The following is a 20712-nucleotide window of genomic DNA, read 5'->3' as shown; positions in this document are numbered from 1 at the left end:
GGTCGTGTAAAAGTATAGGCAAAAGGAGGCGCCTCAAAAGCACCTCCTTTTCTAATTCAGCCGTTTTTCACATCTTCCAAGCTTGCCCCAAAGTTAATGTGGTAGACGTTTCCGCCAATCACGAGAGCAGGTACTGATTGAATACCAGCCTTCTCTGCTTCCTCAAGGCGATTCCGCGCTGTACCAAGGTGGACAATTTCGAGATCGATTTTTGTTTGATCCAGGTAATCAAGGACGACTTGCTCCGCATCTACACATACTGGGCAACCTGCGTGATAAAAAATGGCTTTTAACATTAGGAATCAGCTCCTATCGATTTTATGTAGCATTGCTACGTACTTGATTATAGGAGCCACTATCTTTCGGAACAATTACAAATTCCCTATGATTATCATAGGGAATCACGATCATTTTTTCGAAAGCGAATGGCGGAACATGAGCCGCCCTATCGTTATTCATCCGAGTCGTCAGGCCACCCCCGCTTTTTTCAACAAGACATGAACAATCAAGCCTCTTTCCTCGGAAGGAGCAATAGAGATGCTCCCCTCGTGATCTGCGACAATCGCTTGAGCGATGGCCAGACCGATCCCGCTTCCTCCCCTTTTTCGTGTACGGGATTTATCCACGCGATAGAATCGCTTAAACAGGTGGGGAATCTCTTTTGCTTGAATACCGATCCCTGTATCCTCTACTACAATGTGCACGGCCTCTTCATCCTCATATGCTCGTACCTTCACTTGTCCTTCATCTGTGTATTTCCGTGCATTGTCCAAGAGAATGTCCAATAACTGTCGAATCCTCTCCCGATCCATCAAAAGGACAAGAGCTTCTTCCCATTCAAATAGCAGCTTAATTTGTGGAGGGAAAATGGGTACCCATGCTTGCTTTACTTCAAGTAGCAGAGGGGTTAATGGCTGCACGACTTTCGTTGAGCCTAGTTGTGAGGTATGCTGCAATTTGGCTAGCGACAACAGGTCATCAATGAGTTTGAAAAGTCGTTTACACTCCTGCTGAACAGCAGCAAGTGCTTCGTCCCTTACTTCAGGTTTGTGCCGCCCCCATCTTTGTAAAAGACTTACATATCCTTCAATAATCGAGAGCGGTGTACGCAACTCGTGAGATGCATCTGTGACGAATCTCTGTTGATAGACCATTGCTTCTTCCATACGATCTAACAACAGATTAAAGGCATGGATCAGCTCGTAGATTTCATTCTCTACGCGATGATGATGAATTCGTTGGGAGAGACGTTGAGGGAAAATGGAATGGATTTGCTGGATCAGATGATCGAGAGGCTTAAGTCCCCAGTTACTTAACCAATAGCCTCCAATCGCCGAAAGAAGCAAGGTAAAAAAAGAAGAGAGAAAAAGAATGGTGAGCAAAATGGAAAAATACCATTCAAGCGCTTCTGTTGTAGTCGAAATTTGTACAACCAAAAGCTCCGATGTGAACGGTAGCTGTACAGATTCTTTTGCGACCAAGGTCCTTTCATAATAGTCTTCCGGCTCTTTTGTCCAATTGGCTCCCTGTATCGAAGCGATTTCCTTGCCGCTTTGGTCGCTAATGTTTATGAATTGATTGACGTCAGCGTAATTGGTTAACAAACGAGTCAAATAGGTAATCGTCAGCGAGGCTTCTTCTGTGATTTCCGTTTTCAAATCGGCTGCGATGGCCGTTGCTTTCTGATTGAGCAATTTTTGCTCATGTTGATGGACGAGATTTGAGGTACTAAAAAAAATAAAAATGGACAAAAAGAGAAGCAAGACCAGCATGCCAGAGCTAAATAACAGCGTAAGTCGCCATTTGAGTGAGTATCTGCGATGTGTAAGCACTGCGCTCTCCTTTTAATCTCGTAATGTATATCCAATTCCTCGAACGGTATGAATCAGTTTGACGGACGGATCACTTTCAATTTTGTTCCGCAAATACCGGATATACACATCCACGATGTTGGTATTCCCCATAAAGTCAAAGCCCCAAACAGCTGTGAGAATTTGCTCTCGCGAGACCGCTTGCTCCTTGTTTTGAACCAGATAATGAAGCAAATCAAATTCGCGTGCTGTCAACATGATTTCCTCTTCATCAAGGAACACTCGTCGCGCGTTGGGCTGGATACGCAATCGGCCAACCACTATCTCCTGGTTCGCTTTTGAGTCCCGTTGACGCAATAAGGCCCGAATCCGGGCAAACAACTCCTCGATTGCAAACGGCTTCGCTAGGTAGTCATTGGCTCCACTGTCTAATCCCGTCACAATATCAGGAACCTCTCCACGAGCCGTGATCATGATAATAGGGACATCTTTGGTTTCCCGAATTCGTCGGCATAATTCTATCCCCGATAGTTCGGGCAGCATGACATCCAGCAGGATGAGGTCGTATTCAATCGTTAGTGCCTTTTCTAATCCGGAAAGCCCGTCGTATTCAATATCCGTCGAAAATCCTTCATTCTCTAACTCCAACTGTAAGTATCTTGCCAAGTTATGCTCATCTTCCACGAGCAGCAAATAGCCTTTTCCATCTGGCGTAGGCATGCGAATCATCTCCGTTTGAATATCTTACCAACAGTTTTCTCAGAAAACTCTCATGAAATTCTACCGGGAATCTTAGTTTTATTCTGTACGATAAGAGCGTGGATGAGAAACACACAACAAGATCAACCATTCAGAAGGAGGAACATCATGACAAAGCGAAACTGGAAAGGTACAACTACTACGGTCGTAGCTATTCTAATGGGGACTTCTCTTCTCATGAGCGGACAAGCCTATGCGGCTTCTGAGACAAGCCTCACCTCCACAATTACAAATAATCAAGATAAACAGCAGAATCAACAGGCTGATTATGAGCAATTTGATCAAATGGTGCAAGATGGTATCAATATCGACCTGACAGCCAATGAGGAAAGTAATACCAGCAGTATTCAGAATAAACAGACACATGCTACTCCCTCTTCCGACATGGCCGATCAGGTCATTTCAGAAGGAATGAAGTATAAAGGCGTACCTTATAAATTTGGTTCTAGCAAAAATACAACGCGAACATTTGACTGCTCTTCCTTTACACAGCGAGTGTTTAAGGAAGTCGGAGTAAGTCTGCCGCGAGACTCACGTCAACAGTCTAAAGTCGGTCAAAAAGTCTCGAAGGATCAACTGCAAAAAGGAGATCTCGTTTTCTTCCGCAGCTACGGTAGCTCGTCTTCTCGCATTACGCATGTTGCCATCTACGCTGGGGACAATAAGCTGCTGCATACGTACGGTAAGCCGGGAGTTACGACAACCAACTTCAAAGGGACTTCCTGGGAAAAACGCTTTGAGCTTGGAAGACGTGTGATTTAATCATCTTCTGGGGCGCAACAAAAAAAGGCTGCTGAGAGCTTCAGCAGCCTTTTTCGCACGCTATGCAAAAGAATGAGCAAACTACAAAAACTCTGTTACAATGACACCTCCCTGATTGTCGCCAGAAAGCACATACTTCCCATTGGTAGGTACTTGAATCATGATGCTAGTCGCCACTGGATAATAATAAATTTTGTAGTCGCCGCCATTTATCGTCCCTGACACTTCCTTCGTCTCCTGCAAGTAATTCACATACTCCTCCAAGGATAATTGACGCTCTTGCATAATGGCGCTGTGCGGCAAACCTACAAACCGGTAATGCATAGGATTGTAAGGAACGCCAGTGATTGCGACCTTTTCCTTCGAATAGCGCAAAATGAACCCGTTTTTCCAAGCGTTTTCTCGTAGCCATTTCCCTTCTGGGGATGCGTCGATTTTCATTTGTGTGGATGTAACATCCAAGGCTGTACCCAGATGATGTTCGTGAAAACAATCTGGCAATGCATCGTGGTCATGTCCCTTCTCTTCAGCCGAATTTCCCGGTTTTTCCAAGCTTCGATAGCCGCTTTTGAGCATGAAATGCTTTACATTGTCACTGCTTGCTGCATAGACCATCTCGTTGAACGCTTTCGCTGCGTTCTCAGACAATTCAATGGAATTATCTTGCAAGCGATAGCCATCCACTAAATATTTGTGCGAAGACAAATGGATCACATCGGATGGCACCGCCTCTGAATGGATCGGATCGTTCTTGTTGACCAGTAACAAATCGCCCTGATAAATCTGATCTTTTTCAACGCGAATCTCTTTGTATTTAGGGAAAGCTGTAGCATTCGGCTGTTTTTGCCATACGTCCTCTACAAAAGGTTGCAAAAATGGATAACCCAGTAGTAATAAAAGGATACTTAGTAAGAGAAATCGCTTTTTCATTTCCTTTTCCTCCATGGTTCAAACACTATTCTTTTCAATATGATGATAATAGGCAATAATAAATGAAATCATGCTCAAAAGATAAACTTTTCCTTAAAACTTTTTATTGTATAAGGTGTGAGAAAGAAAGCTGAAACGTTGCCAATTGTTCCTCGTCAAATGGAGTGAAACTTCAAAAATTGACGAGGTGGCTACTATGAATATCAGACAAAATATGATGTCTCTTTCCATCCTTGCTTTTTTAACTGTGTCATTCGCTCAACCAAGCTTTGCTGCAACGACTCCTTTTACGGATCTTGCCCACTCGGGAGCGAAAGATAAAATTCTTGCCTTACAACAACAAGGTGTGATAAAAGGCGTAGATGATAGCAAATTTGCACCTAACGAAACGATAACGGCAGCTCAAGGCATTCAACTGATTGTAAATGCCTTTGATTTGAATCTGGCAACAATCCGTTTTGTAAAGGCTCCACAAGCCACTGACTTTTTTTCCAAAGCGGATAACGATGCTTGGTATGCAGAGAGTCTGATCATAGCGGCTGCGAACGGATTGGAGCTACCAGCTGATCTCGATCCGAATGCAGAATGGACCAAAGAGCAGTTCATTCACCAGCTAATGAGAGTCATGGAGACCAAGAGTAATCTGCCCATGATCAAACTAGTACCAGTAGAAATCCAAGATAATCATGAACTCACCGTGGATTACCAAGGCTCCATTCAAAGAGCTTTGGCAAGAGATATTATCGAATTGGATAAGGAAAACAAGCTCCATCCGCAAAAGCTCATCACGCGTGAAGAGGCAGCCGAAATGATTTATAATTCCCTTGCCTATTTGAAAAGCCATATGCCTCTGAACTAAAACGAAAAAAATGCAGCGATCCTCGTGATGAGGAGCTGCATTTTTGATTTATTTAACCAGTAATCATCCGATTCACTTGCCCAGTTATCAACAGCATCGCTTGCAAAACGGGCATCATGCTAAGAAGATCAGGCGAATGGAAGCGTACCGTTCGTCCTTCGATGAGTTCAATTCCTGGCATCCAGCTGACTGCTGTGGCAAATTGTGATTTCGTAAACTCGACTTCTATCGTATTCTCTACTCTTTGCTCGAGCGGTTTCACTGTACTGCGATGGAGCAATGCTTCTTTTGCTTGCTGACGGATCAATTCTCTCGCACGAACGGGATGCATCGCTTGCGACGAGAGTCCCGTAATTCCTGTCTTCACAGCGACCGTAAAGACTCCAGGGATATCTTCTTCGACCTCTTTGGCCGTTTGGGAATCTCCGGTAACGAGTACGACAGGAACACCATAGGCTCCCGCGATTGCTGCATTTAAACCTGCTTCGCCCACTTCTTTGCCATTTAAGATAAGCCGATGGATTGCAAGCCCAGACAACGTATGATTGAGTACCGCATCTCCTGTTCCCGCTTTTCCATGATAACCGATGAAAAATGCGGCATCGCAGCTACTGTCGATCCCCTGCATCATACAGAGAGGCTTGAAAAAACCACGGATGACATCTGCCTGTGGATGCAATTCTTCCAGGATGATATTGTTCATCGGTCCATGAGATTCATTGACGATAATTTGGGTAGCTCCTGCTTCCAGTGCACCCTCAATCGCCGCATTAACATCTTGGGTCAGCAGTCTTCTCCCCGCTTCGTAATGTCCGCGACCGGGGATAACATCCTCCCATTCGCTTAGTCCGGAGATTCCTTCCATGTCCAACGAAATAAACACCTTCATGAGAAATAGCCTCCCTATCTTTGATTAGGTTGCTTTCGACATTTGGCGCGATCCCAACGCCAAGCGCTTGACTTCACCGTCTGGTTGGCGAACAAAACGGATGAGTGAATCGATGTTGTGTCGCGTGAACAGAAACGTATCTTCACCAACGGAACGCAGTGGGAACTCATCACTGCCTAGAACAAGTACGAGCTGTCTCTGTGCTTCATCGAATCTGATCTCTACTACGTCTCCTTCCCCGGATTTATATGTACCGGGACATTGCTGCAAGTAAGCAAGCGACACTTCCCATTCGGAAAATGTGGCGAACTGCGTATCGAGTGGGCGACCGAACATGCTGTTCAACAAACCTAATGTCAGATTGGAAATAGGGGCATCATCCATGTTGGTCAAAAGAATGCCAGTTACTCCCACCTCCGGGACGATGAACATTTGCGCGGTCATCCCTTTTAAACCGCCGGTATGGGTAAGTAAGGTGTAATCTTCGGAAAACGGAAACACGCCGAGTCCGTAACCATAGCTGCGGCCCAAATCAATACGGATAAGAGGAGAAGTCATTTGTGAGAAGCTATCTCCCGAAATGATTCTCGCTCCATTTGAAAGCCCGCCTGTCCGATAAACATCTGCATACCGAAGCATGTCACGTGCAGACGATTTGAGGAAGCCTGCTGCCCGCATGGAGGGAGCATCCCACCAACCGGGAGCACGTACTACTTTTCGAACACCATCTTTCATGCGCGGTGTGTACAGCATGGTAGCATTGTCGTCCTCGCCTAATTCCTCCACATGAAAAACTGTTCGTTCCATCTCAAGTGGCTGTAAAATATGCGCTTGGACATAAGCTTCGTATGTTTTGCCGCTAACACGCTCAATAATCGCCCCAAGCAAGCCAAAAGCTTCGTTCGAATAACTGAATTCAGTCCCAGCAGGTCCCAACAATTCAAAGGGCAGCTTCTCTATATATGCCATGAGGCCTTCGAAGGTATCGATTGGGAGTTTACAGTGCGCTTCAAAACGGTGAAGTAATTCTTCTGCTGTCGGATCGGCTTGTAAGCTGGGTAGCATTGCGGGAATGAGAGATGGAAGTGGTGGAAATCCGAGGGTATGTGTCATGAAATGATGAATAGTAATGCTTTTTGTTTGGGCTTCATCCGGTGTGCGAAACTCAGGCAAATAGGTGATAACCGGATCATGCACGGAAAGCTTTCCTTCTTCCTGAAGCTGCATGATCGCCATACATGTAAACGACTTCGTAATTGACCCGATGCCAAATACCGTATCTAGATCGATGAGAGCTTGCTTTTCACGGTCCCGATAGCCAAACGATTTTTCATAAGTGAGTTCCCCGTCTTTGGCTACGGCAATGATCGCACCGGGAACTTGAAAATCATCCATCAGCCTTTGGACGTATGCTTCAAACGTCGCTTCCCACTCATTCACCTTCATGTCATTCCTCCTTAGGTTCATTACTTACAAACAGGAAAGCAATTTCAATTTCGATCTCGAAGTATACACTTCAAAAAAATGAGGATATGAAGTTTATGCACTAGTAGAATTATAAGCGGCAAATAAAAAAACAACAATATATAATTCTGAAAATAAAAAATATTAATAACAAATCGCTGTCAAATAAAAAATAGCCCTTCGTCTTGTATGACGTCGGGCCCTGACATGTCGTTGGTCAAATCCAGCATTCCTCTTTTCACTACATTTGGCGGTTTCGCGTAAATCATCGTTTTAGCCTGTTGATGTGGACTCTGCAAACTGACTGTTGTATAAATCAGCATAAAAGCCATCTTGCTCCATCAACTCGTCATGTGATCCTTGTTCAATGATCGTTCCCTTGTTCATGACGAGGATCAGGTCTGCATTTCTGATCGTAGACAGTCGATGGGCGATCACGAAGCTGGTACGTCCCTTCATCAGTTCGTTCATCGCTTCCTGGATATGCACCTCGGTTCGTGTATCAACGCTGCTTGTTGCTTCATCCAAAATCAGTATCGTAGGGTCTGCCAAAATAGCACGAGCGATGGTCAACAGCTGTTTTTGCCCTTGGGAGATATTAGAGGCTTCTTCATTTAACACCGTCTTGTATCCCTCAGGTAGCGTGCGAATAAAGTGATCGGCGCGAGCTGCCTTCGCTGCACGAATGATATCCGTTTCAGAAGCCTCAGGTTGTGCATAGGCCAAATTATCGTGGATCGTTCCGTTAAACAGCCACGTATCTTGCAGGACCATGCCAAACAGGGAGCGAAGATCGCTTCGTTTCATGCGTGTAATATCGACGTCATCAATCAGAATCGCGCCGCCATTGAGCTCATAAAAACGCATAAGCAAATTAATCATAGTCGTCTTACCCGCACCTGTTGGTCCTACGATCGCAATCTTTTGTCCAGGTTCTACTACGAGATTGATGTCTTGCATCAGTAAATGCCCTTCTTTATAGCCAAACTTGACATGCTGAAATTCCACTCTGCCTTTAGGCGCTGCGATCATGACTGGTTGTGTGCTTTCAGGCACTTCCTCTTCTTCATCCAAAACCTCAAAGACCCGCTCTGCTGAAGCGATCGTCGACTGGATCAAGTTTGCGATGTTCGCGGTTTGCGCAATTGGCATTGTGAACTGACGAGTATATTGGATAAAGGCTTGGATGTCCCCGATTTCAATTGAACCGTTCGTAGCGAGAATCCCGCCGACAATGCAGACGAGCACGTAGCCGATATTTCCGATGAAGCTCATGACTGGCATGATAATCCCTGATATAAATTGCGCTCTCCATCCGGCTTCATACAGCTTTGCATTAATTTGATCAAATGTCTGCTGTGACTTCTTCTCATATCCGAACGCCTTTACAACCTGATGCCCTGTAAACATTTCTTCTACATGTCCATTTAATTCACCAAGTGAGCTCTGCTGTCCAATGAAATGCTTTTGTGACTTCGAGGCGATCTGTTTCGTAGCAATGGCACTGAGCGGCAACGTCAAAATCAGAATGAGAGTCAATAATGGGCTAATCGTCAGCATCATAATGATGACACCAATGATCGTCACGATGGAAGTGATGAGCTGTGTTAGGCTTTGCTGGAGCGTGTTGCTGATATTATCAATATCGTTCGTGACACGGCTCAAAATATCCCCATGCATTTTCGAATCAAAGTATTTCAGTGGCAGGCGGGACAATTTCTCATTTACCTGCTCACGCATGTCATAAACGATCTTCTGTGATACTCCTGCCATCACAAATTGCTGCAAATAGCTGAACAGCGCACTGATGACATACAAGACGATTAAAAGGAGCAGGATATTTGCAATATACCCAAAGTCAAATACGATTTCCTTTGGCTGTCCCTGCATGAGACCAATCATGCCTGCGAAAAGACTCGTAGTCGCCTTCCCCATCAGTTTGGGACTGACAATAGCAAAAATCGTACTCAAAATAGCAGCCAGAAGCACAACGATCAGCTGTACACGGTGTGGTCGAAAATAACCGATCAAGCGCTTAAGTGTACCTTTAAAGTCCTTTGCTTTCGCACCTGGTATCACCATTCCCATCGGTCCACCCATGTGGCCGCCACCCTTTGGCGCTTGCTTACCTCCTCGTGGCTCACTCATGCGATCTCCTCCTCTGTCAGTTGGGATCGTACGATTTCCTGATAGACTTCGCAGTTTTTCATGAGCTCTTCATGTGTACCCATACCCGCAATCGAGCCTTCATCCAGCACGATAATCTGGTCAGCGTCCATCACGGTGCTAACCCGCTGAGCCACGATGATTAACGTGGATTGGTTCTTCTCGATCTCTTCTTTTAAAGCGGTTCTCAATAACGCATCTGTTTTGAAATCCAACGCAGAAAAGCTGTCATCAAACATGTAGATGGCCGGCTGACGGACAATTGCCCGCGCAATCGATAACCGTTGCTTTTGCCCACCGGACACATTCGTACCGCCTTGGGAAATGTGTGCCTCGTATCCGCCTTTCATACTCGCAATAAAATCGCCTGCCTGCGCAATTTTGGCGGCATGCTCGATTTCGGCATCCGTCGCGTCTTCTTTACCGAAGCGAATATTGGCAGCGATCGAGCCTGAAAAGAGCAGCACTTTTTGTGGGACATAGCCAATTTTTGCTCGCAATTGCTCTAGAGGTAGGTCACGTATGTCACGGCCGTCTACCCGAATGACTCCGGAAGTCACATCGTAGAATCGCTCAACTAGATTGAGTATCGTCGATTTACCGGAGCCTGTCCCTCCGATAATCGCGGTGGTCTGCCCCGGACGAGCTGTAAAGCTGATCGAGGTCAATGCGGGATGCTCTGCACCCGGGTAAGAAAATGTGACATCCTGAAACTCCACCGTGCCTGGAGATGTTGTTTTCGTTTGCGTCACAGGCTCAGGTCGATCATAAATGGTCGAATGTAAATCCAACACTTCATTAATTCGGATAGCGGATGCAGAAGCCCGCGGAACCATGACGAAGATCATGGACAGCATGACCAACGAGAACATAATCTGTGTCGCATATTGGATAAACGCCATAAGATCACCGACTTGCAGGTCCATATTACTGACACGAATGCCCCCAAACCAAAGAATGGCAACGGCAGACAAGTTAAAAGTTAGCATCATAATCGGCATCAAGGCTGCCATGATTCGATTCACGTTAATCGCTGTCTGCGTCAAATCAGTATTTACTTCGTTAAAACGCCTTTTCTCCGCATCTATTCGGTTAAACGAGCGGATCACACGAATTCCCGTCAAGCCTTCCCTCACGACCAAATTCAGCTTATCCAGCTTCTTTTGCATGGCTTTGAAAAGAGGCATCCCCTTACGTGCGATCAGGAAAATGGCTAAAGCTAGAAAGGGGACAGCTACTGCAAGTACAAGCGTCAGCTTGGCATCCTTAGATGAAGCCATAATAATTCCACCGATACACATCATGGGAGCAGCCAACATGATACGCAAAATCATGATCAAAACCTGCTGTACTTGATTAATATCGTTCGTTGTCCTCGTAATGAGCGAGGCTGTCCCGATTTGATCGATCTCCTGCATGGAAAAGTGTTCTACTTGGTTAAACACCTTGGCACGCAGCTCACGACCAAAGCTCATGGCAACCTTGGATGAAAAGTAACTGGCTCCGATGGCACAAAAGCCCCCTCCAGCAGCGACGAGCAGCATAAAACCGCCAACCTGCCAAATAAAGAAGGTGTCCCCATGCACAATCCCAACATCAACGATATCCGCCATTAATGTTGGTAAGTACAGATCGGATAACGATTGGACGAATACAAGCACCAATATCGCTGCGATCGGCCACTTGTAAGACGTCAAGTAGCGAAACAGCCTCATCATACGGATACACGCTCCCTTTCCTGCCTCTTCCATACTACAATTCCAATCGCCTTACGGTTGTATGCATATATTTCCGAAAGTACTGCACTTCCCATAGGGACTACCGAAGGAGCGCTCACATCTGGATTTGTCCATGCGCTTAAAAAACGACCCTTTATCAGAATCGTTTCGTAGTTTGTTCTTATGAATGAAGCTGCATCGTTCTTTTCAGCCCACTTCCTTTTTGAGTTCGGAAGGGTAAAACCAACTCTATCCTTGAACACCCTTGAAAAATGGGTTACGTTTTCGAATCCAGTGGAGTAACAAACATCTGTTACGGATAATGACGTATTTGTAAGAAGTTCTTTGACTTTGTCTAGCCTGCGGTTACGAATCCATTTTATGGGGGATGTATTGTACAACGCCGACAAGCTTCGTCCAGATAAATAGGCCAGATCGTGAAGAGAAACGGGATTCATCAGGTTTTCCTCTACTACTTTGTCAATGTTATTCCATTCTTTTCTCTTAGGTTGCAAAAACTGGCGAAAATGGTCGGCCATCAGAAATAACACAACAGGCAGCTTCTCATTACAGAAGCTGCCTGTTCATTCGCGCGCAGAATAAAATAGCGATCAACTCAATGTTGTTAATGCTTCTCGCGTAAATGGTTGTAGTTCTTCGGTGTCGCCGTTACGAATTTTTGATACCCAAGCTGGATCGCTCAGTAGCGCACGTCCAACTGCCACAAGATCAAACTCTTCTTGCTCAATACGCGCAATCAGATTATCGATGTTAGCCGGTTGACCACCCTTGCCTTCGGTGAATAGACTCAGGAACTCAGAGTCCAATCCAACAGATCCAACGGTGATGGTTGGTTTTCCCGTCAGCTTACGAGTCCAGCCTGCCAGGTTTAGATCAGAGCCTTCAAACTCCGGCTCCCAGAAGCGTCGGGAGGAAGCATGGAAGATATCCACACCAGCTTCGGACAGCGGTGTAAGGAAAAGCTTCAATTCCTCGGGCGTCTTTGCCAGTTTGGATTGATAATCGCTCGGTTTCCATTGGGAAAATCGGAAAATAATCGGGAAGTCAGGGCCGACTGCTTCCCGTACAGCCTTAATCACCTCTACAGCAAATTTGGTGCGGCCAACGAGATCACCGCCATATTCATCTGTACGCTTGTTGGTGACTTCCCAGAAGAACTGGTCAATCAGGTAGCCATGTGCTCCGTGAATTTCCACTGCATCAAAACCAATTTTCTTAGCTTGAGACGCGGCTTGTGCATAAGCCCGAATGAGATCATTGATTTCTTCGATGCTGAGTGGTTCTGATACCTTTTCTCCAGTAAGACTTAGACCAGAAGGACCGATTGGTTCGGCATCTGATTCTGGGAATTTCTCTTTTTGGCGCGCCATGCCGGTATGCCAAATCTGCGGAGCAATTTTTCCACCCGCCTCATGTACTTCTCGAACAACGCGTGCCCATCCGTCCAGCGCTTCCTCTCCATAGAAATGTGGAATATTCTGGTTTGCACCCGCAGCTGGATGCTCGATTAGCGTTCCTTCGGTGATAATTAAGCCCACCTCGTTCTCTGCACGTCGACGGTAATATTCAGCTACATTCGGCCCTGGAATCCCTTTGGGTGAAAAACCGCGGGTCATGGGTGCCATCACAAAACGATTTTCAAGTTTCAGTCCTCTATATTCAAACGGGGTGAATAATGCTGCTACAGATTTTGATGTATTCATGTGACTCCCTCTTTCTTTTCACTATTTTTCCATACAAATTTTTCCTTACCACTTCTGAGCGGTAGGTGTAACAATCACATTATTTTATGATTTATTAACTCTACACCTTTTAAACCCCCACTCCTTTACTGATTTTGTGAGTAGAGCTTTATATTATTTTTAAATGCATGCGCACGCATTCAATTTACCATCATCCTTTTTCACCTGTCAACCGATAAGTGTAACGGCGATCCTTACACGAAAAAAAGCCGCTATTCCCATGGGCTAGGAAATGGTGGCTTTTTGCAATTACTTCTTATGCACTAACAATTGTAATGCTTCATCAAATTTACCACATGAAAAAGCAGAGTGGAGAATTTCATTCATCGTCACGAGGTATCTCTGGAGTTTTTCTTCACCTAATTCGGTTAGCTGAGTATAAACGCCTCTACGGTCGTCCTCACATACATTCCGCTGTAAAGCTCTGCAGTTTTTTGCCTCAAGTCTTCCAACCAGCCTTGATATCGCACTTTGACTTAATCCAACCCGTTCCTGTAATTGTTGTAACCTCAGTGTTTTATTACTTTCTTTCGATAAAAAGTAAAGGACGTAAAACTCTTTTAAAGAAAGATTGTAATTTTCTCGTAAATCTTTTTCAAGCATATTGGAAATACTTTCAGTAATGTGAGTAAGAGCCAACCAATCGTTTATAAGTTCATGATTAGGGTCGGTTTTCATAGTAAATTCCACCTGTTCTCGACTATATATCATGTTAATCCGTTTCATTATAATACATAAAGGTATCACGCTCCAAACTCTCGTCACGAATACTTCTTCCGCCAAAACAAAAAAGCCCTCACTTTCTGCGAGGGCTGTGAAAAAATGAAAACGAAATCGAGACTCGTTTAACTCGTTCAAGTATCGCCAATAGCTGAAGATGCTTCTAATTAGTCTTCGATTTCTCCATCACGATCTGTTACTGCAAAGTTGTAATTAATAGAGCGTGTAAATGGTTCGCCGTCCTCATTGATGCCGGTTACGTCAAAGGAGAGATTATAAACGCCTGGCTTAGTCGGCACGGTAAAATTGCCAGTAAGCTCATCTTCTTTTATGGCAAACTTCACTTCATCAAGGACGCTTGCTTTTTCTCCGTTCATCGAACGAGTCAGGTTTGCTTTTTCCAGTAACGACTGATCAATTTCATTTTTGCCCATGTCGACGGAAATCTTCGCTTTGTCGCCTTTCTTGAATACCTTTTTGCTCGCCTTTACTTTCGCTTCTTCTCCGCCTTTCACCGAACCAACCATGAAAAAGGCATCGTCAGAGCCCTCTACTTCAAGTGTCCATTCGCCTGCTTCCGGCTCCTCTACTTCAATGAAGTGATGAACAGCATCTTGGAATATCTCGGATTCATCCGCCGATTCGCTTTTTTCACTGCGGTCCGCTTCATACTTTTTGCCAGACGGACTGATCAGGGTCACAACGGTGTCTTCCGACGAGGTCATCGTATCCAGATTGAACTGATCAATTCCGCTCTCCAGGAAAAATGTTTCCGAGACGGTGTCTTCCACTTCGCCGCCACGGAGAATAACGGAGCTCTCTTCCAATGTGGTTGTTTTTGATTTGTCTTCGCTTGCTTTATTTGCACGTTCGCGAATAGAAGCCTTTTGCAATTTCGGTTCGACGAGATCCCATGTATGCGAGGCTTTCGCGATTTGACCGTGGGAAATGTCTTTTGTAAAGCTCTTGATTCCATAAGTCAAACCGAAGGCAGAATCAACGGAAACAGCGCCATCATCTTCACCAGGAAGAACCGCATGACCAAACCAGGTAGGACTAAACATGCCATCATCCCCTGTGCCGGCAGCCATGTATATCTTGGTTGAACGAATTTCGGTACGGTTGTCAGTCTGGGAACGGAAGTTGGCCATGTAAGAAGTTTGCAGGGAATACACCGCATCGTCTTTTTTGCCAAGAATATCAGCAAGCCATCCTGCCCAATTGCTGTAAGCTAAGTCAGCCAATTCTGAACCTTTGTTTGGCGTTGAAAGCTGGTGAACAACGTTGACATACGGATGTGCGCCATAGTGGACGAGTGCTGTCTGTGTATCGATGCCACCTTTGGAATGTGCAATGATATTGATTTTGGAGACGCCGTAATAATCTGCGACCTTTTTGATGACTTCCGCGAGCTTGGCTCCGTTTGTCCACATGTTGCCACCAGTACCATCCGCGTCCTTCAACTGCACAAATGCGGTACGATACCCAGCGTTATAGGCTGCATCATAAAATCCGTCTGTTGTATACCAGGTTTTGTAGGTGGAATGCAGACCTTGGACAAACAGGATCACAGGCTTGTCTTTGGATGCATTGGGTGGAACCGCACCTGTGTACCAGTCACCAAAATGACCACTTGGATTGTCGTCATGCAAAGCCGGGGGTGGAGCCGCTGCGCTTGCAGCTTGCGGGTAGACCAGCGCCGTTGATAATGTAACGGCCGCCAGCAAACGAGATAATGCTTTCTTCTGATTCATGTAAAGAACACCAACCTTCACCTTAGGATTTATTGTTGCCGTGCACAATCGTTAAAATTGTGCACGGATTGCAACTGTCCGTTCTACATTCAATGTGTCTTGAATGATCGCTAGGATCGGATTCATTTGGTGATGAATAAAGAAATGCCCACCAGGCATTGGAAAGAATTTGCACTCTCGCCCGCAATAGTCTCGCCACGCCACAATATCTTGGATTTCAATAGAATCTTCTTTCCCAAACAAAACCGTCATGTTGACAGGGAGTTGCTGAGGAAGCTCGTTATTCATTTCGTAAGTTTGCACAGCTTGGAAATCAGCGCGAATCGTAGGCAAAAATAGCTCCAAGAGCTCCTGATTATCCAAAACTTCATTGGGCGTGCCCCCAACTGTACGTAGTGATTCGATGAACTCGTTATGCGGCAAGTTGTATGTTTTCGCCAGCTTGTTATACGCATGTGGCACGCGGGATGCAGACAAAAACAAGTGCTGGGGCAGTGGCTTTCCATCCTGCAACAGCTTTCGTGTCAGTTCAAACGCGATTAATCCGCCCATGCTGTGGCCAAAAAAGGCAAAAGGTTCTTCCCCTAGCTCTGGTGTGATCCGTTTGTATACATCCTCTAAGACCTCATAAAACGAGGTGGGAAGAACCATGCTACCGCTCTGAAATGAAGGTCTCACCTCGAATGGATCAATTTCCAATAACGCTGGCGACAATCCCCGTCTCCAACCGTAATAGATGCTGGGAAGTCCACCTGCGTACGGAAAGCAGAACAATTTCATCTCTTTTCCCGCCCTTTCTTCATTACGTAATTACCTCGATATCTTTCTATGAAAAATGGCCTGATACAAATCTTGTAAATCCTTCATGACGACTTGAGCAGCAAACTGATTGGTAGTCGCGCATACTGACAATTTGTAGCCTGGATCGATCTCATACTGATGAAATGACCAAGCATCGCGCGAATCATTTTGCGATATCGTAATCGATTGGTTTAGGTTTTTTCTAATGGCGAATGATTGTAGCGGGATAGACAGCCCCATGCCTCTCGCTTTTATATAGCTCTCTTTCAAAGTCCAAAGGTCGAAGAAATACGGAAGCTGTTCATCCGGATGTTTTACCAAGAGATCATCTACTTCGGCTGGTGCAAAGTAATGAGTGGCAATATCCAAATCAATCGGAGATATTTGCTCCACATCTATCCCCACTTGCGAATCATGCGTGGCGCAGACCACCCATTCTCCGGAATGCGAGACGTTAAAGCAGAAGTTGGGAAATGATTTCAAAAAAGGTTTTCCGTATGCATTGAAGTCATACTCGATTTCGTCATTGGAAATCTCGTAGGCTTCACAGATGAGAGAGCGTACGAGCACGTCCGCGAGCAACGCCCGATAGGAATCAGCCGGATTTCTGAAACGGTTGACCCGTTCCCGCTTTTCTACAGGTAGTGCTTGCAAAAATCGGTTGAACAACTCTTTCTCCATGACAGCAGGACATTTCAAAGCGTAAATGGCAATCACGTAGCACTCACTCTTCTTTCTGTCAATTCAAGACTACTGACTTGTTCTGCTCGATCCTTTCGCTGCTGCACTTCATACAATTTGGCATACGTTCCATTGCGCTCTATTAACTCTACATGGTGACCTTGCTCGATGACTTTTCCTTGATCCATCACGTAAATCACATCGGCATCCTCTACAGTCGACAAGCGATGAGCGATGACGAGTACCGTTTTATCTTTCATGAGTGCGGTTAATGCTTGCTGCACCCAATATTCCGATTCTGCATCCAAAGCGGAGGTTGCCTCATCCAGTAGAAGAATCGGTGCATTTTTCAGGATGGATCTGGCAATGGCAATTCGCTGACGCTGTCCGCCAGATAGCTTGGCACCGCGTTCTCCTGTTTTTGTCTGGTAGCCATCTGAAAGTTCCATAATAAAATCATGCGCATACGCTGCTTTGCTTGCGTTGATGACATCCGATTCCGAAGCATCCAGGCATCCGTAACGGATATTGTCTTCGATGGTTCCTTCGAACAAAAAGGCATCCTGAGGCACGTACGAGATCAAGCTTCTAATTTCTGCAAGAGAATACGCTCCCATGGGCTTGCCCAGTAAATAAAGAGAGCCGCTCGCAGGTGGGTAATACCCCAACAGAAGTTTCATGACGGTGCTTTTTCCACTTCCACTCGTTCCGACTAGCCCAGCCATTTGGCCTTGCTCGACTCGCAACGAAACACCATCCAGCACGTTTGTAGCTTCGTTATATCCGAAAACGACCTTCTCCAACTTCAGCATGCTTTCGCATGGCTGGTGTTTGGCGGAGCTCTTCTGATACTCTTCTGGTTCGAGAGGTTCATTCAGAAAATCGACGACCCGAGTAGCGCCTGCTAGCGAGCTCTGCAACGCTGTGATGACTTGGCCAAGCTGGAGAAATGCCAGTGTCACAAGCATCTGTTGCTGAACCAAAGCGACCAGCACGCCCAACCCGATCATTTCTTTGGATACCATCATGATTCCAAAAACAAGCATTCCCCCGAAGCTTAAGAATTGGATGAAAAAATTGGTCCCTTCCAATAGTCCGTGTTTATGCCCTTGCTTGATGGCAGACGAAGCTACTTCTTCATTTGCTTCCGTGTAACGTGCGGTCACAACGTTATGTAAATGGAACATTTTAATGATGGGCAACCCAGACAAAAAATCGTTTAATCTTTCTGTCCCTATCCCCATCTGTTGCTGCATTCGGTCTCCAATGCGCCGGACTGACTTGGCAAACAGCGTATTCACATAAAGAGTCAATGTGCTTACGATCAACAGGACGACTGCAATTTTCCAATTCATAGCAAACATCCCTATGATCGAGCCGATCAGTGACAGCAGAATGATGCTTAACGTTTTTAATTGCTCAGCATACGCGTTTTCCATGAGGACAACATCGTTACCCAGTCTCGACATCGTGTCTCCCGAATGGTGCTGCTCATAATAATCGAAAGGCAGCTTACTCAAGCGTTGATAGACTTGAAGCCGAATGTTGGCAATGAGCTCGCGGACGCACCGTCGATAGATATAGCTAAAAAATGGAGACAAGATACTTAGTAAGAGGAACATCACAGCCATGGTGGCAATCGCTCTGGTTAATAAAGCAGGGTCTTTTGTGCTCGCAAAATCCGTCAGATCCTTGAACACGAAAGGTAAAGATACCAATACAGCTGCTTGACCGATTCCGTCACCCACGAGTCCCAAAATATACGCTCGCTTTTTCGCTTTCATAAACGACAGCAGTTGAAGTAGTTCCCGCATCAAATTCTGGATGAACATGCCTATACCCCCCCTGCAGCCAGCGAGCTGTGCATCTCTGTGGCAAACTGTTTTTGATAAAGTCTAGTGTAAACGCCGCCTTTGGCAAGTAAATCGTAGTGTGTACCTCGTTCAACAATTTGTCCTTGCTCCAAAACAAGCACTTCATCCGCATCTTTTATCGTAGACAGTCGATGAGCAATGACGAGAACAGTCCGATTTTTCATCACATTTTCCAACGCTTCCTGGACCAAAGCTTCCGATTCTGTATCTAAGGCAGACGTTGGTTCATCCAGCAGCAGAATCGGGGCGTCCTTCAAAATAGCTCGGGCAATCGCGATACGCTGTTTCTGTCCTCCAGATAAACGAGAGCCTCGTTCCCCCACTTTTGTTTGATATCCTTGCGGCAGCTCCATGATGAAATCATGTGCATTGGCTGCTTTTGCCGCTGCGATGATCTCGTCTTGTGTCGCATGAATGCGTCCATACGAGATATTTTCCGCAATAGACACGGGGAATAGCGTCGTATCCTGAGAAACCATGGAAAGATAGCTTCGCATGTCCGTCATATTCCAATCAGTCATCGAATGCCCGAAAACATTCAGTCTTCCGTTGCCCGGCTCCATCAGATAAAATCCGCACAGCAATTTCATGATGGTACTCTTTCCACTCCCGCTGGCGCCTACTAACGCAACGGTCTTGTTCGGATGTAACGTAAAGTTAACGTTATCAAGAATCCTTGCCTGTTCGTAGGCAAACGTAACGTTCTCAAACTGCACAGGAATCGCCTTTGAATCAACAGGAATCGCAGGCTGATCATTTTGTTCGACTGGCTGTGTGAAAATTTCTTGCAGTCGCTTTGCCGCACCTGATGTCTCTTGTACCTGGGCAAACAACACGGGGGCGAGTGAAAGTGGTTCGATAATAAAGTGAAGCAAATAGCTGAAGATGACCAAGCTGCCCAGATCCAATTCTCCCGCCTGAATCAAGTACCCACCATAAGCGACAAAAAACAGGATGGGGGAAGAAAACAATAATATCCCTGGTGCTGTCATCCACGCGCGTTTCTTCTCTGCTTGGAACGCATTTTTCAATACCTGCTTCATACCCGCATGGTATTTACGATACAGGACGTCTTCCAATTGAAAAGCTTTGACCATGTGAATCCCGGAAAGAGTATCCTGGGCGATGGCGTTCGTTTGACCCAGATGGTCCTGCATTTGCTCCGAATATTTTTGAAGCGGTCTGCTCATCCACCCTGTGATAGCGATGGCGACGGGAAGGATCGCGACGCTGAAGATGATTAGCTTCCAATTGATCGTCAACAACAGTCCAAGAGCTCCGACAAAAACAACTGGCAGATAAAAAAGCTGAAAAAAATGCTTTTGCAAAAAGCTTTGCAAGATTTGGGCATCTGTTGTTAAGCGAGAAACAAGATCGCCGGAATGATATTTATCCATGGTGGACATGGGGACTTTTTCGAGATGAGCAGCCATGCTGTTTTTCAGATCTCTCATGGCTCTTGAACTGAATCTAGCTGCCGAATACGTGATGAAATATTTCGAGAGGAAACCGACGATGGTCAGACAAAAAATGATGAGAGCAATACTGACCAGCTTGTCGAAGTTGTTCGTATGTTCGACCATGGTTTTGATCAGGATTCCCATCCAAATGTCTGCCACAGCCACAAGAAGCGAGGCAATGATACAGATCATGACCCAACCTCGATAAGGCTTTATATATGAGAGTACCCAGCGAAACACGGGCTCTTTCTTTCTGTGCTGAGCTTGCTTGGTAAAAATCATTTGCTGCTCCTCCCCAAGG

At 45.6% G+C, this 20712-nt stretch carries 18 protein-coding genes; 2 read left to right on the top strand and 16 right to left on the bottom strand.

The window, feature by feature from the left end; genetic code table 11:
- Nucleotides 1-56: 56 nt before the first annotated feature.
- The 3 genes from ACQ5DJ_RS03930 to ACQ5DJ_RS03920 all read right to left on the bottom strand — a co-directional run bounded on the left by ACQ5DJ_RS03930 (nt 57) and on the right by ACQ5DJ_RS03920 (nt 2531).
- Nucleotides 57-296, bottom strand: coding sequence for a glutaredoxin family protein (locus ACQ5DJ_RS03930; RefSeq protein ID WP_429841276.1), 240 nt, complete (start codon nt 294-296; stop codon nt 57-59).
- Between the two features lie 171 nt (nt 297-467).
- Nucleotides 468-1832, bottom strand: coding sequence for a sensor histidine kinase (locus tag ACQ5DJ_RS03925; RefSeq protein ID WP_429841275.1), 1365 nt, complete (start codon nt 1830-1832; stop codon nt 468-470).
- A 12-nt stretch (nt 1833-1844) separates the two neighbouring features.
- On the bottom strand, nt 1845-2531 hold the full coding sequence (locus ACQ5DJ_RS03920; RefSeq protein WP_429841274.1) for a response regulator transcription factor: 687 nt from the start codon (nt 2529-2531) through the stop codon (nt 1845-1847).
- 147 nt (nt 2532-2678) lie between these two features.
- Between ACQ5DJ_RS03920 and ACQ5DJ_RS03915 the strand changes: the two genes are divergently transcribed.
- The gene (locus tag ACQ5DJ_RS03915; protein ID WP_429841273.1) at nt 2679-3332 is read left to right on the top strand and encodes a C40 family peptidase; all 654 of its coding nucleotides are present in this window, start codon (nt 2679-2681) and stop codon (nt 3330-3332) included.
- A gap of 81 nt (nt 3333-3413) precedes the next feature.
- Here the strand turns inward: ACQ5DJ_RS03915 and ACQ5DJ_RS03910 are convergent, their stop codons facing one another.
- The gene (locus ACQ5DJ_RS03910; RefSeq protein WP_429841272.1) at nt 3414-4262 is read right to left on the bottom strand and encodes a M15 family metallopeptidase; all 849 of its coding nucleotides are present in this window, start codon (nt 4260-4262) and stop codon (nt 3414-3416) included.
- A 196-nt stretch (nt 4263-4458) separates the two neighbouring features.
- Here ACQ5DJ_RS03910 and ACQ5DJ_RS03905 point away from each other — a divergent pair, with 196 nt between their 5' ends.
- On the top strand, nt 4459-5121 hold the full coding sequence (locus tag ACQ5DJ_RS03905; protein WP_429841271.1) for an S-layer homology domain-containing protein: 663 nt from the start codon (nt 4459-4461) through the stop codon (nt 5119-5121).
- Nucleotides 5122-5173: 52 nt separating this feature from the next.
- Here ACQ5DJ_RS03905 and ACQ5DJ_RS03900 read toward each other — a convergent pair whose 3' ends face one another.
- From ACQ5DJ_RS03900 to ACQ5DJ_RS03845, 12 genes are all read right to left on the bottom strand, one after another.
- Nucleotides 5174-6010 (bottom strand): M55 family metallopeptidase, encoded by an 837-nt coding sequence (locus ACQ5DJ_RS03900; RefSeq protein ID WP_429841270.1) that lies wholly within the window; start codon nt 6008-6010, stop codon nt 5174-5176.
- A gap of 24 nt (nt 6011-6034) precedes the next feature.
- A complete protein-coding gene (locus ACQ5DJ_RS03895) occupies nt 6035-7456 on the bottom strand; it encodes a serine hydrolase domain-containing protein (RefSeq protein WP_429841269.1) in 1422 nt (473 codons plus the stop codon).
- Nucleotides 7457-7747: 291 nt separating this feature from the next.
- The gene (locus ACQ5DJ_RS03890) at nt 7748-9622 is read right to left on the bottom strand and encodes an ABC transporter ATP-binding protein (RefSeq protein ID WP_429841268.1); all 1875 of its coding nucleotides are present in this window, start codon (nt 9620-9622) and stop codon (nt 7748-7750) included.
- Nucleotides 9619-11358, bottom strand: coding sequence for an ABC transporter ATP-binding protein (locus ACQ5DJ_RS03885; RefSeq protein ID WP_429841267.1), 1740 nt, complete (start codon nt 11356-11358; stop codon nt 9619-9621). Before ACQ5DJ_RS03885 ends, ACQ5DJ_RS03890 begins: the two co-directional genes overlap by 4 nt.
- Nucleotides 11355-11909 carry a helix-turn-helix domain-containing protein gene (locus ACQ5DJ_RS03880; RefSeq protein WP_429841265.1) on the bottom strand — a complete coding sequence of 185 codons (555 nt, stop codon included), beginning with the start codon at nt 11907-11909 and terminating at the stop codon, nt 11355-11357. Before ACQ5DJ_RS03880 ends, ACQ5DJ_RS03885 begins: the two co-directional genes overlap by 4 nt.
- A gap of 60 nt (nt 11910-11969) precedes the next feature.
- Complete coding sequence (locus tag ACQ5DJ_RS03875; RefSeq protein ID WP_429841264.1) at nt 11970-13082, bottom strand: NADH:flavin oxidoreductase; 1113 nt, start codon at nt 13080-13082, stop codon at nt 11970-11972.
- A 288-nt stretch (nt 13083-13370) separates the two neighbouring features.
- A complete protein-coding gene (locus ACQ5DJ_RS03870) occupies nt 13371-13799 on the bottom strand; it encodes a MarR family winged helix-turn-helix transcriptional regulator (protein WP_429841262.1) in 429 nt (142 codons plus the stop codon).
- 209 nt (nt 13800-14008) lie between these two features.
- A complete protein-coding gene (locus tag ACQ5DJ_RS03865) occupies nt 14009-15595 on the bottom strand; it encodes an esterase/lipase family protein (protein WP_429841261.1) in 1587 nt (528 codons plus the stop codon).
- Between the two features lie 51 nt (nt 15596-15646).
- Nucleotides 15647-16375, bottom strand: coding sequence for a thioesterase II family protein (locus ACQ5DJ_RS03860; RefSeq protein WP_429841260.1), 729 nt, complete (start codon nt 16373-16375; stop codon nt 15647-15649).
- 30 nt (nt 16376-16405) lie between these two features.
- Entirely contained in the window at nt 16406-17113 is a 708-nt protein-coding gene (locus ACQ5DJ_RS03855) for a 4'-phosphopantetheinyl transferase family protein (RefSeq protein WP_429841259.1), read from the bottom strand.
- The gene (locus ACQ5DJ_RS03850) at nt 17110-18909 is read right to left on the bottom strand and encodes an ABC transporter ATP-binding protein (protein WP_429841258.1); all 1800 of its coding nucleotides are present in this window, start codon (nt 18907-18909) and stop codon (nt 17110-17112) included. The genes ACQ5DJ_RS03855 and ACQ5DJ_RS03850 overlap by 4 nt, the downstream gene beginning before the upstream one ends.
- A 2-nt stretch (nt 18910-18911) precedes the next feature.
- Entirely contained in the window at nt 18912-20693 is a 1782-nt protein-coding gene (locus ACQ5DJ_RS03845; protein ID WP_429841257.1) for an ABC transporter ATP-binding protein, read from the bottom strand.
- Between the last annotated feature and the right edge of the window lie 19 nt (nt 20694-20712).

The sequence above is a fragment of the Brevibacillus sp. FIR094 genome, from assembly GCF_050477165.1.
Lineage (GTDB): Bacteria > Bacillota > Bacilli > Brevibacillales > Brevibacillaceae > Brevibacillus.
This window is presented reverse-complemented; position numbering and strand designations above follow the sequence as displayed.

Excerpts from the sequence above, each read along its gene's own strand:
- ACQ5DJ_RS03900 (WP_429841270.1), bottom strand. The coding sequence starts at position 6,010 with ATGAAGGTGTTTATTTCGTTGGACATGGAAGGAATCTCCGGACTAAGC.
- ACQ5DJ_RS03870 (WP_429841262.1), bottom strand. The coding sequence starts at position 13,799 with ATGAAAACCGACCCTAATCATGAACTTATAAACGATTGGTTGGCTCTT.
- ACQ5DJ_RS03860 (WP_429841260.1), bottom strand. The coding sequence starts at position 16,375 with ATGAAATTGTTCTGCTTTCCGTACGCAGGTGGACTTCCCAGCATCTAT.
- ACQ5DJ_RS03920 (WP_429841274.1), bottom strand. The coding sequence starts at position 2,531 with ATGCCTACGCCAGATGGAAAAGGCTATTTGCTGCTCGTGGAAGATGAG.
- ACQ5DJ_RS03915 (WP_429841273.1), top strand. The coding sequence starts at position 2,679 with ATGACAAAGCGAAACTGGAAAGGTACAACTACTACGGTCGTAGCTATT.
- ACQ5DJ_RS03845 (WP_429841257.1), bottom strand. The coding sequence starts at position 20,693 with ATGATTTTTACCAAGCAAGCTCAGCACAGAAAGAAAGAGCCCGTGTTT.
- ACQ5DJ_RS03875 (WP_429841264.1), bottom strand. The coding sequence starts at position 13,082 with ATGAATACATCAAAATCTGTAGCAGCATTATTCACCCCGTTTGAATAT.
- ACQ5DJ_RS03895 (WP_429841269.1), bottom strand. The coding sequence starts at position 7,456 with ATGAAGGTGAATGAGTGGGAAGCGACGTTTGAAGCATACGTCCAAAGG.
- ACQ5DJ_RS03865 (WP_429841261.1), bottom strand. The coding sequence starts at position 15,595 with ATGAATCAGAAGAAAGCATTATCTCGTTTGCTGGCGGCCGTTACATTA.
- ACQ5DJ_RS03905 (WP_429841271.1), top strand. The coding sequence starts at position 4,459 with ATGAATATCAGACAAAATATGATGTCTCTTTCCATCCTTGCTTTTTTA.
- ACQ5DJ_RS03885 (WP_429841267.1), bottom strand. The coding sequence starts at position 11,358 with ATGATGAGGCTGTTTCGCTACTTGACGTCTTACAAGTGGCCGATCGCA.
- ACQ5DJ_RS03850 (WP_429841258.1), bottom strand. The coding sequence starts at position 18,909 with ATGTTCATCCAGAATTTGATGCGGGAACTACTTCAACTGCTGTCGTTT.
- ACQ5DJ_RS03910 (WP_429841272.1), bottom strand. The coding sequence starts at position 4,262 with ATGAAAAAGCGATTTCTCTTACTAAGTATCCTTTTATTACTACTGGGT.
- ACQ5DJ_RS03930 (WP_429841276.1), bottom strand. The coding sequence starts at position 296 with ATGTTAAAAGCCATTTTTTATCACGCAGGTTGCCCAGTATGTGTAGAT.
- ACQ5DJ_RS03890 (WP_429841268.1), bottom strand. The coding sequence starts at position 9,622 with ATGAGTGAGCCACGAGGAGGTAAGCAAGCGCCAAAGGGTGGCGGCCAC.